This window comes from Vibrio glycogenivorans (assembly GCF_051660965.1).
Lineage (GTDB): Bacteria > Pseudomonadota > Gammaproteobacteria > Enterobacterales > Vibrionaceae > Vibrio.
On sequence record NZ_JBPVIS010000003.1, the window covers coordinates 244,438 to 263,276 of the forward strand.

Sequence of the window (18,839 nt, forward strand, 5' to 3'; positions counted from 1 at the left end):
TTAGTGGCCCATTTATAGTCTTTGCGAGCGTTTAGTCTAGTAGCTCGAAGTTATCTAGAGTGATTGTTTGCTTAGGCACTGGACCTTGAACGTAAACAGAGAACATTGAGATTTTCTGAAGGTTAATGTTTTCACCACCCCAGTAGCCGCCCATTTTGGCTGCATCTTTATCTAAGCGCATCTCAACTGGACGAGTCTGACCCGCTGGTACTTCAACCTTGTGGCTGATTGCTGTAGCCTGACCACCGTGCTGGTTATCGTAAACTTTTAGGATAAAGTGCGCGGTTTGATCCATTGGGTTAGTGACGTCAACAATAAAGCTTTCTTTGTCCGACCAATCCCATGGACCACCTTGTGCGCGGAACTGAGCACTTGGCCAAATCTTGCCTTTATCAGCATCAGAAACCGCTGGGAACTCAAGCGTCAAAGACGTGCCTTTTTCCTCAACCACTTTCGCCAGGTTTAGCTGTGGCGCTGTTAGTGGGTTGCTTGGGTCTGCTTTAGCTGCTGGCGCAGCCGCAACTGCTTTAGGTGCAGCTTGAGTTTTTGAAGCCGACGTTGATTGACAACCGTAAGTAGCAAACAAAGCAGTTGAAAGTAGGATAGCGACCTTAGTGTTCATCGTTTTCATGAGTTTCTTCCTATCAAATTAGATCATATTCACAGCCCAATAAGGCGATGATATTGGTTACAGAGATGGTCTCTGTATCGTTGTTATAAATTTTTCAGCTCAGAACCAGCTCATAGACTGTTTCTTGAATTCCTTGTAAACCTCATCGATATCAATTCCTGACGTTACTGTTTAACCAATCATTGATATCTGGCAACAATCCTAACCTCTGGTTGTCCAATTTAACGTGACGTGGGTTACATTTCCTCTTTCAAGTGAGTTTTTCGTCAAAAATATTTGAACTAAAGCGCATTTTATTGGCAAAAACAGTTCAATTTTGTATGACAAAACACTTTGATTGCAGGGCTACTAGTGAACTAGCCAATTGACTCAATTTAATTTAAAGCATTGATATAAAGGGTTTTTCTTTAATGCCATTTGAGTCAACACATTGTTTACTGATTTTTAATAACCACTATGAGACATTTGGCATAGACTGTACGAACTATTTTGTGACCAAGTGCAAATTTCTCAGTATGATACCGACGATACCGTTAATAAATTCATCAATTTAACTACATTTATTAAACGTTACCATCATCATTTCACTACCTTTTTTATTGCGTAGGCCAGATTTACTTTCATTTATTTTTTCTCTCCATCTACACATTGGTTAATCAATATCACATAATTGGGCGACAATTGTTACCTTCGTCACATCCATAGCAATCAACCCATGGTGTGTTTGGTTGATAAGATTTATGATCTGGGCAACAAATGTGCAAATAAAGGATTAACCATGCCTGTTGAAGATAAAGTTTCAACCAAACCCGCGGCGCTCGGCGTATTAGCGCTGACCATTGCCGTTACGCTTGGTTGCAGTGGCGCTGCTAGCTCAACTGATTTAGGCGTTAAAGCCCCACGTCAATTACCAACGGTCACGCTACCGACAACGGTTGAAGTCGGTAATGATGTCAATATCGAATTAGCGATTGTTTCACCTAATGAGGCGCAGGCCTTCGACTTAATAGTTGATACCGAGTCAGCCTTTGCATCTATTAGTATCTTGCAGGGTGATACTGTACTAATCGACCATGTCGATATCCCCTCTAGCGGCGAACATTTATTGCGTTTTGTTAGTAACCTCGATCTGACTGAGAGCGAGAGTAATGAAAAGCAGCCTTTAACTCTATCGGTTCGCACTGGCGCGGTTGAAGTTAAATCAGTGACCGCAACACCATTGGGTGACCTGGTTCTGCCGAAATTTAAGGACATTTCAGATGATATTGGCTTAGTGACAGAACAGACCTATAAATACGGTGGCCCATCTGTCGGAGACGTCGCTGGCAATGGCTTTTATGATGCGGTTTTGAATAACCACAACTATATTGCTCCGCAGCTTGTTACCAACAGTGAGGGTAAATCAGTCACTGTAGAGCCCTACTTCCCTTACCCATTGGACTATCATGGTACCGCTTTCGGCGATTACACCAATAATGGTCAACTTGATTTGATGCTCGCGATGGGTGGTGCTAACGGTACCAATCCAACCTCTTATATTTTGTTTGAAAACCGCGATGGCAAATTTGTTCAACCAGAGAATAATGCCGGGATTAATACTCCAGCCCGCGGCCGCTCTCCACGTTGGATTGACCTAAACAACAATGGCTGGCTGGATTTGCTGTTAGTAAATGCTAAGACACCAAATTATGATGGCCCAACTCAGCTGTTTTATCAAAACAATGGTGACGGCACCTTTGATCAAGTTCGCGTTCCGGGCATCGAGTATGCCCAAGGTCAACGCCCACTGATTTTTGATTTTGATAACGATGGTTTACCAGACGTTCTGCTATTCTCGCCTCTGACACTGTGGAAAAATAACGGAAACTTTACCTTTACTGATGTCACTTCTGAATGGCTACCAGAGGAAATTCAAGGTTTAACGTCTATCCAAGCTGCTGCGGATATGGATTTGAACAACAACGGGTTACCAGATCTTTATCTTTCACGTGGTCTTGAAGAGTACCTCATGTCACGTAAGAGCTACGACTTCAACCCTGTGACTAAACAGTTCGACATGCGTGACGAAGGTAACCCGGGGCGCACCTTAGTTGACTTGACTACCGAGCCAGGCAGTACCATCACGTTAAAAGATCTTGAACTGACCTATCGTCAATACAACGATGGCTACCCAATCTTCTTGGGTGACAAAAAAGACAAAGTTTGGATGTGGGCTGAGGGTTTCCAGAAGAGCCAACTTCATCCGAAAATGAAAGATGGACCACACTCGCTTGATATCTCACCAAAAGATGCGCAGGGCTGGCCAGAAGAACGTAAAGAAAACGGTATCTATATTGGCCACGTTGGTAATGGCGAATGGAAAATGGAGTGGATCCGTAATCAGGCGGTTTACTGGATGGTTGGATTCACGCTTGAAAACATTTCCAATGTCGCTATGGACTGGGAGCCGAACAACCGTAACGTCGATGACTTCTTGTTGGTGAACAAAGGTGATAAGTTTGTTGACGCTTCTGACGAGTGGAACATTCCTAAAGGCGGTAACCACTGGGGTGTGACCTATGGCGACTTTAACAACAACGGCTGGAATGATCTGTTTATCCACCGCTACGGTTTTGTTAAAGAGCGCGTGAGAGATCTGCTGTTGGTTAACACCGGCAAAGGCTACTTCGAGACCACAACCGCGCATGGCGCGCACGACATCGCAGACCCTGGTCACGGCGATATGGGACAAGCGTTTGACTTTGACCGTAACGGACAAGTCGACCTGCTTAATGGCAGTAATGAAACTGGTCATTGGTACATGTATAAGAACATCACCGCTGAGCAAGGCAACTTCCTCAACATCGATGTCGGCTACAGCCCATTTGCTAACGTTGACCCACTTGGCGCTAAAGTCGTCATTGAGACAGCCTCTGGCAAAACACCATCGCATCAAGTTGGCTCACGCGGTGAGTCTTTCTCTCAAGGTGTGATGAACCTGACTCACTTTGGTCTAGCGCCGTCAGAAAAGGTTGAAAAAGCAACGGTAACATGGCGAAACGGTGAAACCGTCACCTTCGTTAAACCGGGCGCTAACAGCACGCTTAAAACCGCGCAAGGTATCGCGCCAGCACCAACGGCAATCACACTCGAACGCGCAGAGAAAAAACTGCGCGTCGGTGAGAAGTTTAACCTAGAGACTACGTTTGCGCCGCTTAACGCGAAGAATGACGTGGTATTTACTTCGGCTAATCCTTCGGTTGCCAATGTTGATAAGCAAGGTAACATTCGCGCTCTAGCCCATGGCGAAGCTGTGATCACTGTCAGCTCGAGCATCGATTCAAACGTTGAGCAACAAATCAAGGTACTAGTGGGTGATTTTGCGCCAGTGTATGTGTCTGAGATTAAGATCGATTACGATAATGAGCCAGTTTACGTCGGTAATATGGTGGATTTGAGTGCGGTACTTACCTCAAGTGACCCAAGTGAAAAGCCTGATGACCAGTCGATTACTTGGTCAAGCTCAAACCCGAGCGTGGCAAGTATCTCCCAAGATGGTCAGCTAACCATGCTGGCTGAAGGTAAGGTCAATATCACGGTAACTGCCAATGGTAGCCAAAAACCGGGCAAAGTGATTGATACTTTGAGCTTCGATGTCGAAGAGTTCCAAGCAATCTCGATTAGCTTAGCCGATGACGCAAAGCTTAAGAAGCAAGCCAACCCGATTGACCAGCCAATGGAAGTGACGTTTAACTACAACGCTGGCTCTAATGCTGTGATTCCAAATGGTGTTCAAGTCTTCTTGCGCAGACTACAAAAGCCAAGCTGGGGACTCGTCAATGACTACACTGGCGGAAAGAACGGTCAGTTCGACATCGTCAAAGAAGCGGTAGGTACAGGCTCTGGTACCCTGACCTACGCATTAAACCTGCCAGACTATGTTCAAGAAGGTCTTGTCCCAACCAGCGAGCTACCAGAGAACGAGTTCTACTTCCTGATGCTAAAAATGCAAAATGACCGAGGCGAGGGTACTGAGGTTGGTGTTCAACCAATCTGTATCGCCGCTCCGGGTCAAAATAGCGGCTGCTAATTCATTTATCGATTTCACTCGAAATATGAAGCCTCTCTTTTAACAGAGAGGCTTTTTTACATCATTTGTTTGGTTTTTTGGTGAGTCACTCAGTTGATTGGACACCGATAGTTACCTTCATCACAACCAGACATATCAACCTATGGCGCATTTGGTTGATAACCTTTATGATCGCCACAACAAATGTGCAAATAAAGGATTTACTATGCGTGTTGAAGATACCATTTCGACTAGAAATGCAGCAATGAGTCTGCTCGCCCTTGTTGTTGCAACCACGCTAGGTTGTAGTGGCGGAACAAACTCCCACGAGTCAAGCATAGCCATGCCTCGAGAGTTGCCAACAGTTACCCTGCCAGCCTCGGTAGCGGTTGGTGGTGACGTCAATATCGAGGTCGAAATTACCTCACCCAAGGAGGCTCAAGCCATCGACCTTGTGGTTGATATCGACTCTGCCTTCGCTTCTATTAGTATTATGCAGGGAGAAAGTATTTTGGTTGACCACGTAGACATCCCGTCTCGTGGTGAGCATTCGCTGAGATTCGTTAGCTATCTTGCAGACACCAAGGCAGCGACAGAAGAAACACTTCCGCTGACGCTGTCGGTGCGTACGGGCACCGTCAAAGTAAAGTCAATGACCACGACACCTCTGGGTGACCTAGTATTGCCTACATTCACTGACATATCAGAGGACATAGGTTTAGTCACCGAGCAAACCTACAAATACGGCGGCCCCTCTGTAGGCGACGTCGCGGGCACCGGTTTCTACGATGCCGTATTGACTAACCATAACTATATTGCCCCACAGCTTGTTACTAATAGTGAAGGTAAGTCTGTCACGATAAAGCCATACTTCGATCATCCGCGTGATTACCATGGCACCGCCTTTGGTGATTACACTAACAATGGTCAACTTGACCTAATGCTTGCCATGGGTGGCGCTAACGGGACTAACCCTACCTCTTATATTTTATTTGAGAATCGTGATGGCGAATTTGTTCAACCTGAGAACAACGCTGGTATTAACACCCCAGCACGCGGGCGTGGCGCACGATGGATTGATCTCAACAATAACGGTTGGCTCGACCTTGTCTTAGTTAATGCAACAACGCCAAACTATGACGGTCCCATTCAACTGTTTTACCAAAATAACGGCGATGGTACGTTCAACCAAGTTCGTGTCCCCGGTATCGAATATGCGCCAGGTGAGCGTTCACTCATCGTCGATTTTGACAACGATGGCTTACCTGATGTTGTATTATTTTCTCCGCTAACCTTATGGAAAAACGAAGGAAACTTTACTTTTACTGACGTCACGTCTGAGTGGCTACCCGAAGAGATGCAAGGCTTAAATGCGGTTCAAGCAGCTGCAGATATGGATCTGACCAATAATGGGCTGCCCGATTTGTACCTATCGCGGGGTCTTTCTGAGTATCTGATGTCCAGTAAGAGCTACGACTTTAACCCGGTCACCAAGAAGTTAGATATGCGCGACGATGGTAATCCTGGTCGTACGTTGATCGAGCTGACTACCGATAAAGGCGACAGCATCACGCTAAAAGATCTTCACTTAACCTATCGCCAGTACAATGACGGCTACCCTATCTTCCTTGGCAACAATAAGGAAAAAATCTGGATGTGGGCGGAAGGGTTCCAAAAAAGTCAACTTCACCCGCAAATGAAGAACGGCCCACACTCATTGGATATTGCTCCGAAAGACGCGCAAGGTTGGCCTGAGCAGCGTGAAGAGAATGGTATCTACATCGGTCACGTCGGTAACGGCGAGTGGAAGATGGAATGGGTCAGAAACGGTAAAGTTTACTGGATGGTTGGCTTTACTCTCGACAATATCACCGCTGTTAACATGGACTGGGAGCCTAATAACCGCAATGTCGACGACGTTCTCTTAATCAACCAAGGCGATAAGTTTGTCGACGCTTCGCGTGAGTGGAATATTCCTCAAGGGGGCAACCACTGGGGCGTCACTTATGGCGACTTCACCAACAATGGCTGGAACGACTTATTTATCTACCGCTACGGCTTTGTTAAAGAGCGCGTCACCGATCTCTTGTTAGTCAATACAGGTAACAGCACCTTTGAAATCACGACCAATCACGGTGCCCATGATATCACAGACCCCGGCCACGGTGACATGGGGCAGGCGTTTGACTTCGACCGCAATGGTCAGGTTGACCTGCTTAATGGCAGTAATGAAACCGGTCACTGGTATCTATATAAAAACATCACCGAATCTCAAGGCAACTACCTCAACGTCGATGTGGGCTACAGTCCATTTGCCAATATCGACCCACTAGGGGCTAAGGTCGTGATAGAAACAGAATCTGGCACTACCCCATCTCACCAAGTTGGCTCACGTGGCGAGGCATTCTCACAAGGCGTAATGAACCTGACCCACTTTGGTCTGGCTGCAGGTGAAAAAGTTAATAAAGCAACCGTCACCTGGCGTAATGGTGAGACCGTCACCTTTGTTAAGCCGAAAACCAATAGCACGCTAACCACCGACCAAGGTCTCGCACCAAAACCGTCTGCAATCGCCTTACAGCGAACGGAGAAAAAGCTGCGTCCTGGCGAGATATTCCAACTCGAGACTGAGTTTACGCCACTTAATGCGAAAGATTCGGTAGAGTTCAACTCTTCCTCTCCTTCGGTGGCCAGTGTCGACCCGCAAGGTCAAATCCAAGCGTTAACTCACGGCAACGCGGTTATTACCCTGACCTCAACGCTAGACCCTGCAGTCACTCAGCAATTTGAGGTATTTGTTGGCGACTTTGAACCCATTTACGTCACAGACATTGCCATTAATTACGATAACGAACCGGTTTATGTCGGTAATATCGTCGACTTTACTGCAGTTTTGACATCGAGTGACCCAAGTGAGCGTCCTGATGACCAGACAATCACCTGGTCTACCTCAGACGCGAGTATCGCCGCGATTTCTCCCGAGGGTCAATTGACGCTGTTCAAAGAAGGCCAAGTGGAGATCACGGCTACTGCAAACGGTAGTCACCAGCCAAACAACGTCGTCGATAGCTTAAGCTTGGATGTTGAAGAGTTCCAGCCGATTAACATCAATATGGCTGATATGGCAAAGCTTAAACAGCAGGCAAACCCAATTGACCAGCCATTGGAGATTACCTTCTCTTATAATGCCGGCTCGAATGCGACAATCCCTAAAGGCGTTCAGGTGTTCTTGCGTCGCCTGCAAAAACCTGGCTGGAGTCTAGTCAATGATTATGCGGGCGGAGGAAAGGGTCAGTTTGATATGATCAAAGAGGCAGTAGGAACCCAGACGGGCACCCTAACCTATGCTCTCGACCTCCCAGCTTTTGCCGAGCAGGGCCTAGTACCAACCAGTGACCTGCCAGACAATGAGTTTTATTTCCTAATGCTCAAAGTTCAAAACGACCGAGGTGAAGGCACTGAGCTTGGTGTTCAGCCGATCTGTATTGCCGCTAAAGGGCAAACCAACGACGGCTGCTAATCGTCGACACAAACAAAGTTAGGGTGGCCTAATCTATTAGTTATTCTCCACAAGAGTGGAATGAGTAATTGTTAGGCTCCCCTTGCTAACCCTTAACCATGGCACAAGATTTTTACAGCTTCACCACTTGAATAGTACTGACTATGACTGCCTTTCAGTTGGTTGAGGCGCGGTCTTGCTAATGGGTTTTGGTCGCTAAATTGTAATTCCACACAGCGATTCATAGCCGTCTTTCTCACCGTTTGGCGCACAAACACTTCAATCTAGAACGTGCACCATATTGAGTTCATCTAACAATTAATTTTTTTCATCCCTACAAAAGGGGCAGATTCCATTTGTTATATAGGTTGGTTATTTTATGAAGTATAAATCCCTATGTCTTGCTCTTGCTGGCTGTCTCTCGGCCTGTTCGGCAGATCAATTATCAACAAATCAAAGTACTTTCTCTCCAGGGAATGTTACTCAGAGTCAACCAAACATACTGATGATAATGGTCGATGATCTCGGCTGGGAAGACCTCAATGTTTATGGAAATCATGATATTGATACACCTAACCTAGATAGGCTCGCTGAGCAAGGAATGCTGTTTAGAAACGCCTATGCGAGTGCCCCCGTCTGCTCTCCTTCCCGAGCTGGAGCAATTACCGGTCAGTACCCTGCTCGCCTTGGTCTTACTAATCACATCTCCCCTCACGACTATACGCCTGAGAATGCTGTCGTTCGCGACGCGCCGACTTTGGGCAACCTACCCGCCGAAGCAACGACTTTTGCCGAAGCCCTACGCGACAACGGTTACAGAACCGGTTTCTTTGGTAAATGGCATTTAAATAGTTTGAAGCCAGGCGGTTGGGAAGCTGAATTTCCTGAAACCCAACCAGAGAATCGAGGCTTTGATGTTGCCGTTGCAGGGGGGCCTTTCGGCGGTCCCTTGTCATGGTACTCTCCTTACAAAAACCCTTACATCACTGACGGCCCAGAGGGAGAGTACCTGCCTACACGCTTGGCTAATGAGGTGATTAGCTTTATGGGGCAAGAAAGCCCACAACCTTTCCTTGCCGTCATGTGGAACTACCTTGTGCACTCTCCTTTGCAGGCGCCTGAAGAGTTACTTGAGAAATACCAACTAAGGAAGAAACAGGGTAAAAAAGTGGGGATGCCTGTATTCGCCGGGATGATAGAAGCGATGGATACCTCAGTGGGTAAGGTATTAGATGCAGTAGATGAGATGAACCTCACCAACGATACCTTAATTGTCTTTACATCCGATAATGGTGGTATTTGGAAAGTCAGTGATAATGGTGGTTTGAAACTGGGTAAAGGCTGGCCATATGAAGGTGGCGTTCGTGTTCCTCTAATTGTCCGCTGGCCTGGCAAAGTGCCAAGTAACACTGTCAGTCAGGAAAGAGTAATTAACGTCGACTTTTTCCCAACCTTTTTGTCGCTCGCCAATGTTGATAGCACACAGTATGAAAATATCGATGGTATCGATATAACATCAGTACTGACTGAAAACAAACAGCTAGAGCGCGACGCGATATTTTTCCACTACCCTAACTATGCCTGGCATGCAAAAAACCGTTTGAGCAGCGCCATGATTGAGGGGGATTTCAAGCTTATCAGCTATTATGACGATAATACGGTCGAATTATACAACCTTAAAAAAGACCCTTGGGAAAGTCGTAACCTAGCGAAGCGAAATAAGGATGTGGCCGACTCAATGAAGGTAAAACTTGATAGGTGGCTTGAAGAGACAAATGCTGAAATGCCGATCAGAATCGAGCAGTAATTTCTTTGATTAAGTTGGTTCCATTGAACGCCTCTCCTAAGTGAGAGGCGTTTTTTTTCGGGCCTAGACCGAGCCTATTGCGCTACTCATCGCTTTGCTTCCTGGTTATTTTTACTAAATTATGTTCACGGCAATAAACCCTTCTACCACAGATATCAAAAACAGCATGTCCCTGTTCACATAATGCACAGCTTTTTCGACGCACATCACATTGGTTGATAAAAAATCGATATCACCGCCAACAGTTGAACCAATTGTGATCCAACTGGCAAACACATACCCCAGTTACCGCCTACAATAGATCAACCAATTTATTTTAAAGGTATATGTTATGGAACAACAAACAAGAAACGCGATGAAATATGCGTTGATCGTTGCGTTCGGTGGTTTCGTTTTTGGTCTTGATGCCGCCATTATTTCGGGTACGGTGCGCTATATTAGTGTTGAATTTGGGCTCACCGATCTACAAATCGGTACTGTGGTTAGTGCACCGAGTCTTGGTGCGATTATCGCGCTGCTTTTTGCTGGTAAAATTGCTGATGCTTACGGAAGAAAGAACACACTGCTGCTGATTGCGGCCTTGTATGTCGTGTCCGCTCTTGGCTCTGCGTTAGCGCCAAACTTCGAGGTGTTGGTTGCCGCGCGCTTCTTAGGCGGTCTTGCGTTTAGCTCGCTATCGCTTGCCTCAATGTATATTGGGGAAGTGGCACCATCACGTCTGCGCGGTAAGCTTGTTTCCGCTAACCAGTTTAATATCGTAATTGGTTTGTCCGGGGCCTACTTTATTAACTACTACTTGGTAGTCAACGCAACCGATAGCATCTACCTTCTTTCCAGCGCAGGTATCTGGCGTACTATGCTAGGTTCAGAGCTTATCCCTGCCTTTGTTTGGCTTGGTCTACTATGCACGGTTCCAGAATCACCACGCTGGTTAATCGCTAAGGGTCGTGAAGACGAGGCGAAAGCGGTTCTGAAAAACCTCAACAAAGAAGAGGAAGTCACACCGCTATTCAACGAAATCAAGAGCTCACTCCAGACCACTGATGCGTTGTCCTTTGGTAATCAGGTTAAAACACTGCTTACTAATAAATACCGCACGGCATTGATTATTGGTGTTGCCATTGCGATCATCCAAGGCGCAACCGGTATGAACGCGATCTTGTTCTATGCACCAACCGTGTTTGAGCAAGTTGGTTTTAGTGGCGATATCGCATTCCAACAGTCACTCTACATTGGTCTAACCAGTATTGTCTTTACTCTCGTCGCTATCGCCTTTATTGATAAGCTAGGTCGTCGCCCACTACTGTTAATCGGCCTTGCTTGTGCACTCGTCAGTCACCTAACCTGTTGGTACGGCTTCAATAGCGCGCAATTTGTTCTAACAGAAGCGGATTTGGTCACACTGTCAGCCAGCTTAGATGTCAGCGTACTTGAGCCAATGAAGGGCATCACTTACCTGACGGATGTTGAATTCAAAGAGGCGCTAGCTGCCATTTATCCGCTGTCTGAATACCGCCTACACGAAGGTTTGATCATTGAAACAGCCATCAGCGTCAATCCTTACCTAGTATTGTTCGGTATCCTGGGCTTTATCGCGGCATTCCACATCTCAATTGGTCCAATCATGTGGGTGCTGTTCTCTGAGATCTTCCCGAACTCAATCCGTAGTGCCGCTATTCCAACTGCTGCCATCGTAACCAGTATCACCAGTTACTTCATCCAGCAGTTCTTCCCATGGCAACTTGCCAACCTAGGTGCAGCGAATACCTTCCTAATCTACGCAGCATTCAGTGGCATCGGTCTACTGCTCATTATGAAGCTTCTTCCAGAGACCAAAGACAAGTCAATCGAAGAAATTGAAGAGCTATTAGCCAACAAGTCACAAAAGCAAAAAGAAGTACTGTCAGAGGCTTAAACCTCAGTTCATGATCAAATAAAAAAGCAGATACCTTGTGGTATCTGCTTTTCTTTTGCTGAACTAGAAAAATTGACTAAGTCGTTAGTTACGATTTACTAACAGTGTACTCGGGCTTCCTCGCCGGGCAACGCCCACTCTCGATTCTCGACTCTCGACTCTATCTTGTTCAGAAAACGCAACACCAAAAACCCGATCCAACTCTTTGCGCTCTTCTTCACCAGCATTAATCGAAACTAACCCTTCTTCTTTGGCAAACTGCCATGTCAGTTTGCCCTGTGCGAGTGCCAGTAAAACATCGGTTTCTGTGATCAATATAGGTAGCACTTCACCAAACTTGTACTCAACCAATTTGACACCGGAACTATCTTCAAATGATGAATAGTGCCCATCGAGCGCCTGTCGCAAATGAAAGCTTGGAACAGCCTCATTCACCTGACTCAACCTCATGCTGAAAAGATACATTGCCATTCGTTGGTTAGCTAGATTCCCTTCCAGCACAGCGGTCTTTCTATTGTGTTTAATGTAATATCCAATTGTAATAGATATCTCATCAGTCAATCCATCTGTGACAAGATCATGAAACGGGCACGCATAAGCAGTTGGCACTGAAAACAACGCTCCAGTGATTAGCAATACCGACTTTAACCTTGATTTTTTCATTCCAATTCCATCTTTGACTTAGTGGCATATCACTGCACTCTTAATTTAGACATGCTAATTCGTTAACCTCACCTTTGGAGGCAAATTATCGGTTAATTCTCAGTGACTCTTCCCACGACCTTGTAATGATTGCAGCAACTTTCTGTTGACCAATATATCTGTATTCAGATAAATTTTCCACAACGTGGGCCAGTTATATGATCGACACTATAAAATAATAATTTTATTTATTATTTTCAATAATTTAAAAACAATACACTTCTCATCAAAACTGTTAAAAACTCACATTCACCGCCCAGGGCAAACTGCTAATATAGCTTTTATGTATTAAGTCACAGAATTATTTTTAATATTGGTTAATCTATATTCATGTAATTAGAGCAGACATTGACCATCATTATCCGTACAAGGAGCTAAACGTGAAAATGCATAAATCTGCATTATCTGTCGTTATGACAGGTATTCTCTTAGGCATGAATCACCCGACCGTTTTCGCACAAAGCCAATTATCACAGGCGAATGACGAGCAAACGGGTACCCGTAATGCCATCCAAGTCGTTACACCTATTGTCGATTTTAATCAAGGTAATCTCGATATTATTGAAAGCCATAATGGCTCAGAGGTAGCCTTAGTGGAGAGAGATGGCGCTAAGGTGCTTCAAGTCAATTACGGCAATAAGAGCAAGTTCCCTAGCATTGTATTCTCTGTCCCTGGCGGTTGGGATTGGAGTGAGCACGGTGATATCACGCTAGGTATCGATATGGCCTATACCGGAGAAAAACCGGCTCAGCTCTATATTCGCGTTGACGATGGACGCACGCCGCAGGGCGCCATTAATAGCCGGACTGGATATGTGCAGCTCTCACCTGGTGATAACGGCATGTACTACTTTACACTGCGAAACCTAGACAGACAATTTACTGAGGGCATGCGCGGTATGCCACCACGCCGCGAAGGCCAAGCTCAGCAAATTGGTTACGCGTGGGGCGAAACTCACCTTAATTTAAGCACTATTGAAAATTTCCGTCTTTATCAGTCAGCGCCACAGAATGAATCAAGCCTTGAGATCGCGAGCATCGCTTTGCTGCCTAACTTTTCAGCTGACACCACTCGCTTTAAAAATGTTGTAGACAAATTTGGTCAATACTCGGGGGGAACTTGGAAGGAAAAAGTCACTAGCGAAGAGCAACTCACAGAACGCGCAAAGCAAGACCTTGATCTGATCAAAAACGTGAAGCTAATGGATGATCGCTCTAAATTCGGTGGCTGGAAAAGAGGTCCGAAGGTCGAGGCCACTGGCTATTTCAGAACGGAAAAGATTAACGACAAATGGGCACTGGTTGACCCAGAAGGATTTCTCTATTTCGCCACGGGCCTGGCTAATATTCGACTCAATGACACCTACACGACGACGGGTATCGCCTTTACTGATATCGAATCTCCAGATACCTCTCATTATCGCCCAAGTGAAATACCCACTGAGCCTTATCTAACTATTGAAGGGAATAAGGCCACTCAAGCAGAGTTGCGTCACAACATGTTCTCATGGCTGCCAGACTATGATGACTCATTGGCCCAATCTTACCAGTACAGCCATATGATCCATGCCGGCCCACTTGATCATGGCGAGGTATTCTCTTTTTATGCGGCAAATTTACAGCGTAAATTCGCCCCAGACTCGTTCGACCAAGCCGTGGAAACTTGGCGCGAATCTGTGCTAGCTCGCATGATGGACTGGGGCTTTACTTCTGTGGGTAACTGGTCTGATTATGGCTACTATTCGAACACCAAAGTGCCTTACACCGCGCACGGCTGGATTGTCGGTGACCACCAGCGCATCTCAACCCACGGCGATGTGTGGGGCGCGATGCACGACCCGTTCGACCCACAGTTCCGTCAATCGGTGCGCACTATGGCGCAAGAGATTGCCGAAAACGTCAATGGATCACCTTGGTGTATTGGTACCTTCGTCGAGAACGAGCTCAGTTGGGGTAACACCCGCTCGAATGCCGACCATTACCTACTCGCACTTGGCGCGCTTAACCTAGATGCCAACGAAAGCTCCGCTAAGGCAGCCTTTGTTAGCGCTCTCAAGGAAAAGTATTCTGACATTGCGTTACTTAACCAGGCGTGGGGCGAGAAATTTGCCAACTGGCAAGAACTAGAGCGAGGCTTTAACTTTACTGGTGAGTACACATCAACTATTAAAGAAGATTTCTCGATGTTCTTAACCATGCACGCCGAGGCCTTCTTTGGTGTAGTGGACAGCGAACTCAATGCGGTAATGCCAAATCACCTCTTCCTTGGCTCACGTTTCGCCTTCTGGGGACTCACCCCTGAAGCCGCCGATGCAGCCAACAAGTTTGTTGACGTGATGTCCTATAACCAATACGCCTACGATCTGGAGTCAAAAGGTGATTGGAGTGGCTTAGCCAGACACGATAAGCCAACCATGATTGGTGAGTTTGCCTTTGGTGCGATGGACAGTGGCATGTTCCACCCAGGACCTATCAGTGGTGAATCACAACAATGGCGTGGTGATATGTTCCAACACTTTATGCAAAGTGTGGTCGATAATCCGTACTTTGTCGGCGCACACTGGTTCCAATACCTAGACTCGCCAGTCAGTGGACGTGCTTGGGATGGAGAGAACTATAACAACGGCTTTGTGACCGTAACCGATACGCCGTATCAAGAACTGGTTGACTCAGCTAAACAGTTCCACGCCGCCTTGTATGAAAAACGTTATGGCGATCTTAAATAGGTAATCGCCTGCAGTGAGGAAGCTCTCAGGCTTCTTCACTGCCTTTTTCTACCTCGGTGCCTACCAAGGGTCAGTGGTATCGCTGACAGCTCAAGACGCAGTGACAAAAAAACACACATTTTCATGTATATAACGAACCCATATTCATCTTGCCCATCTACCGTCTTCACTCACTATCTATAGTTGTGCAATTTAAATCACAAATTCGGTAATCAAAAACAACCTAAACTCAATTATTGGTTAATCTATATTGGAACATATTAGTCCAATAATATCCTTTCACTAACCAATGCAATTTTCGCAAGGAGTCTTAGGTGAAAATTAGAAAATCAGCACTGTCTTTAATGATTTCAGGCATTCTTTTGAGTATGGGGCATGCGCAAGCGGCTAGCAGTTCGCTTGCAGATGCTAGCCCGGCCGCTGCTCAAGCAAGCGCTGCACAAATCATCGCACCGATTCACAGCTTTAGCGATGGGGATCTTAGCATCATTGAGAGCCATAACGGCTCACAGATCGAGCTTGTTGAAAGAGGCGATAGCAAGGTTCTTCAAGTCAACTACGGCAACAAAAATAAGTTCCCAGGCATTGTGTTCTCTACTCCTGACGCTTGGGATTGGAGCGAGCATGGTGATTTTACGCTCGGGTTTGAAATGACCTACACCGGTGAAAAGCCAACTCAGCTCTACATCCGCGTCGATGATGGCTTTAAGCCTAACGGCTCGATGAGCGCACGTACCGGCTATGTTCAGCTTTCACCTGGAGATAGCGGCACTTTCTACTTTACGTTACAAAACCTTGAGAAACACTTTAGTGAAGGGATGCGCGGCATGCCGCCAAGCAAGCCTGGTCAGCCTCAACAGTTTGGTTTTGCTTGGGGTGAAGAAACACTCAACACCAGCAACATCACCAGTTTCCGTCTCTATCAGTTTGATCCGCAGAACGAATCAAGCCTCGAGATCTCAAATATTTTCCTCCTACCCAACCTAGCAGCTGATACCAAACGTTTTGAAAACGTGGTCGATAAATACGGTCAATTTGCTGGCTCAACCTGGAAAGACCGAGTCACTAGCGATGAGCAACTCCAAGAGCGTGCCCAGCAAGATCTTGACCTCATCAAAAATGCATCGCTAATGGCGGATCGCTCAGTCTATGGCGGCTGGAAAGACGGCCCACAACTGGAAGCGACCGGCTACTTCCGAACTGAAAAAATTAAAGGTAAATGGGCTATTGTCGATCCTGACGGTTACCTCTACTTTGCTACTGGCCTTGATAATATCCGCTTGGACGACACCTATACCACAACGGGTAAAGCCATTAACAGCATCGAGAGGCCTGATCCTGCGCTGATGGAGCCAAGCGAGATCGCAACTACACCTTACCTCGAGCGCAAAGGGGAAAGAACCACCCAAGCTGAACTGCGTAACAATATGTTCTCTTGGCTACCTGACTACAATGACCCACTAGCGCAATCATACCAGTACAGTAAGATGATCCACGCAGGCCCACTCGAGCATGGTGAAGTGTTCTCCTTCTACGCGGCGAACCTGCAACGTAAATTCGCCCATGATTCGTTCGATACGGCGGTTGATACATGGCGTGATCTTGTCCTTGCCCGCATGATGGATTGGGGCTTTACCTCACTGGGTAACTGGTCAGACACTGGCTACTTCTCGAACACTAAAGTGCCTTATACCGCTCACGGCTGGATCACCGGTCACCACCAGCGCATCGCGACAGACAATGATGTTTGGTGGGCCATGCACGACCCATTTGACCCTGAGTTCCGCCAATCAGTGCGTAGGATGGTGGATAAGATCGCCAAAGACGTTGATGAGTCACCGTGGTGTATCGGTGTCTTTGTTGAGAACGAGCTAAGCTGGGGTAACTCAAGCTCAGATAATGAACACTACAAGCTGGCTATCGGCGCATTGCGTCTTGATGCGAAAGAGAGCGCAGGTAAGGCTGCCTACATGGTTGCGCTTAAGACCAAATACAGCGATATCGATGCACTCAACCAGGCTTGGGGTGAAGAGTTCGTCAATTGGAATGCACTGGCTAACGGCTATAACTTCTCTGGCGATTACAATGACGCCATCAAAGAGGACTTCTCGCTATTCTTGAGCTTGCATGCGGATGCCTACTTCGATGTGCTGCACAGTGAACTTGAAGCGCAGATGCCAAACCACATGTTCTTGGGTTCACGTTTCGCTGATTGGGGACTCACGCATGAAGCGGCAAATGCTGCAAGTCATTATGTCGATATCATGTCCGTCAACCACTACGCTTACGATCTCGAATCAAAAGGTGACTGGGACAAGATGGCCGAGTACGACAAGCCACTCTTTATCGGTGAGTTTGCCTTCGGCGCTATGGACAGTGGCATGTTCCACCCTGGCCCTATCAGTGGCGAGTCACAACAATGGCGTGCGGACATGTTCCAGCACTACATGCACAGCGTGATTAACAATCCGTACTTTGTTGGCGCTCACTGGTTCCAGTACCTTGATTCACCGGTGACCGGACGTGCTTTCGATGGTGAGAACTACAACAATGGCTTCGTCACGGTTACTGATACTCCGTATCAAGAGCTGGTTGATGCCGCAAAACAGTTCCACGCTGCGTTGTATGAAAACCGTTATGGTGATCTGAAATAGACATCAGGCAATAAAAAACAGGCCACTCGTTGAGTGGCCTGTTTTACTATTTGTCCTAACGCTATGCTAACAATGCCTTTAAATTCGGCTAGCGCCTAGATTTCGAGATCCATCGCGAAGAAGTAGTCATCTAAGTCTGCTTCAACGTCACCTGAGCTGGCAATCTTCAGCAGCTCTTGCTTACTGTTCTCTAAGTGATCCCAAATCGCTTGTTTTGCTTCTTCGGGATTACGTCTTTGCAGAGCCATGAACACTTTTTTATGGTCATCAATCCAAGTTTGGCGCAGACTCGTTTCGTGCAGATATTTATCGTTCAACGCTTTCCACAACGGGTTTTGCGTTCGTACACTGCGCCACATCTCATTGGCTTGATTGATCAGAACGCGGTTTTGCGTTGATTCAGCAATCAGAGTGTGGAACTGACGGTCCAGATCCTCAAAGCGCTCGCTATCACCATTAAGTTCCTGCTCTTGCTCGTTCAGCACGCGTTTAAGATCACGTAATTCGTTGATCTTAATCTGAGTCGCAGCAAAAGAAGCAATGTTGCTCTCAATAATTTGGCGCGCCTGCAGCAACTCAAATGGACCAACATCATTGTGCGGAACAATGGTTCTGTGCGTGATTTTCTCTGGGGAATCGATAAAATAAATGCCGGCACCCTGACGCACCACCACGAGCCCTTTAAGCTCAAGCATGATGATCGCCTCGCGGATAGTTGCACGACTGGTCTCGAATCGCTCACTCAATTCACGCTCAGATGGAAGGCGCTCTCCCGCCTTGAAGACACCTGAATAGAGTAGCTCTTCGATTTGTAGACCAATGTCGTAGTAACGGCGCTTTGTTGTTTGCTTCATATT

General features: G+C 46.6%; 9 protein-coding genes. 6 read left to right on the forward strand and 3 right to left on the reverse strand.

The window, feature by feature from the left end:
- Positions 1 to 31: 31 nt before the first annotated feature.
- A complete protein-coding gene (locus ACSTTG_RS09175; protein WP_438458749.1) occupies positions 32 to 631 on the reverse strand; it encodes a hypothetical protein in 600 nt (199 codons plus the stop codon).
- A gap of 778 nt (positions 632 to 1,409) precedes the next feature.
- On the opposite strand from ACSTTG_RS09175, the gene ACSTTG_RS09180 reads away from it, so the two are divergent.
- From ACSTTG_RS09180 to ACSTTG_RS09195, 4 genes are all read left to right on the forward strand, one after another.
- Positions 1,410 to 4,700: an FG-GAP-like repeat-containing protein gene (locus ACSTTG_RS09180; protein ID WP_438474565.1), complete on the forward strand. Its 3,291-nt coding sequence runs from the start codon at positions 1,410 to 1,412 to the stop codon at positions 4,698 to 4,700.
- A gap of 205 nt (positions 4,701 to 4,905) precedes the next feature.
- Entirely contained in the window at positions 4,906 to 8,199 is a 3,294-nt protein-coding gene (locus tag ACSTTG_RS09185; RefSeq protein ID WP_438474566.1) for an FG-GAP-like repeat-containing protein, read from the forward strand.
- Positions 8,200 to 8,557: 358 nt separating this feature from the next.
- Positions 8,558 to 9,985: a sulfatase-like hydrolase/transferase gene (locus tag ACSTTG_RS09190; RefSeq protein WP_438474568.1), complete on the forward strand. Its 1,428-nt coding sequence runs from the start codon at positions 8,558 to 8,560 to the stop codon at positions 9,983 to 9,985.
- Between the two features lie 331 nt (positions 9,986 to 10,316).
- Positions 10,317 to 11,900, forward strand: a complete 1,584-nt coding sequence (locus ACSTTG_RS09195) for a sugar porter family MFS transporter (protein ID WP_438458744.1) — start codon at positions 10,317 to 10,319, stop codon at positions 11,898 to 11,900.
- Positions 11,901 to 11,984: 84 nt separating this feature from the next.
- Here the strand turns inward: ACSTTG_RS09195 and ACSTTG_RS09200 are convergent, their stop codons facing one another.
- Positions 11,985 to 12,563 (reverse strand): hypothetical protein, encoded by a 579-nt coding sequence (locus ACSTTG_RS09200; RefSeq protein WP_438474570.1) that lies wholly within the window; start codon positions 12,561 to 12,563, stop codon positions 11,985 to 11,987.
- A gap of 425 nt (positions 12,564 to 12,988) precedes the next feature.
- Here ACSTTG_RS09200 and ACSTTG_RS09205 point away from each other — a divergent pair, with 425 nt between their 5' ends.
- The gene (locus ACSTTG_RS09205) at positions 12,989 to 15,328 is read left to right on the forward strand and encodes a beta-galactosidase (protein ID WP_438474792.1); all 2,340 of its coding nucleotides are present in this window, start codon (positions 12,989 to 12,991) and stop codon (positions 15,326 to 15,328) included.
- 314 nt (positions 15,329 to 15,642) lie between these two features.
- Positions 15,643 to 17,982, forward strand: coding sequence for a beta-galactosidase (locus ACSTTG_RS09210; protein WP_438474571.1), 2,340 nt, complete (start codon positions 15,643 to 15,645; stop codon positions 17,980 to 17,982).
- A 95-nt stretch (positions 17,983 to 18,077) separates the two neighbouring features.
- Here ACSTTG_RS09210 and ACSTTG_RS09215 read toward each other — a convergent pair whose 3' ends face one another.
- Positions 18,078 to 18,836 (reverse strand): FCD domain-containing protein, encoded by a 759-nt coding sequence (locus ACSTTG_RS09215; protein ID WP_438458741.1) that lies wholly within the window; start codon positions 18,834 to 18,836, stop codon positions 18,078 to 18,080.
- Positions 18,837 to 18,839 lie beyond the last annotated feature (3 nt).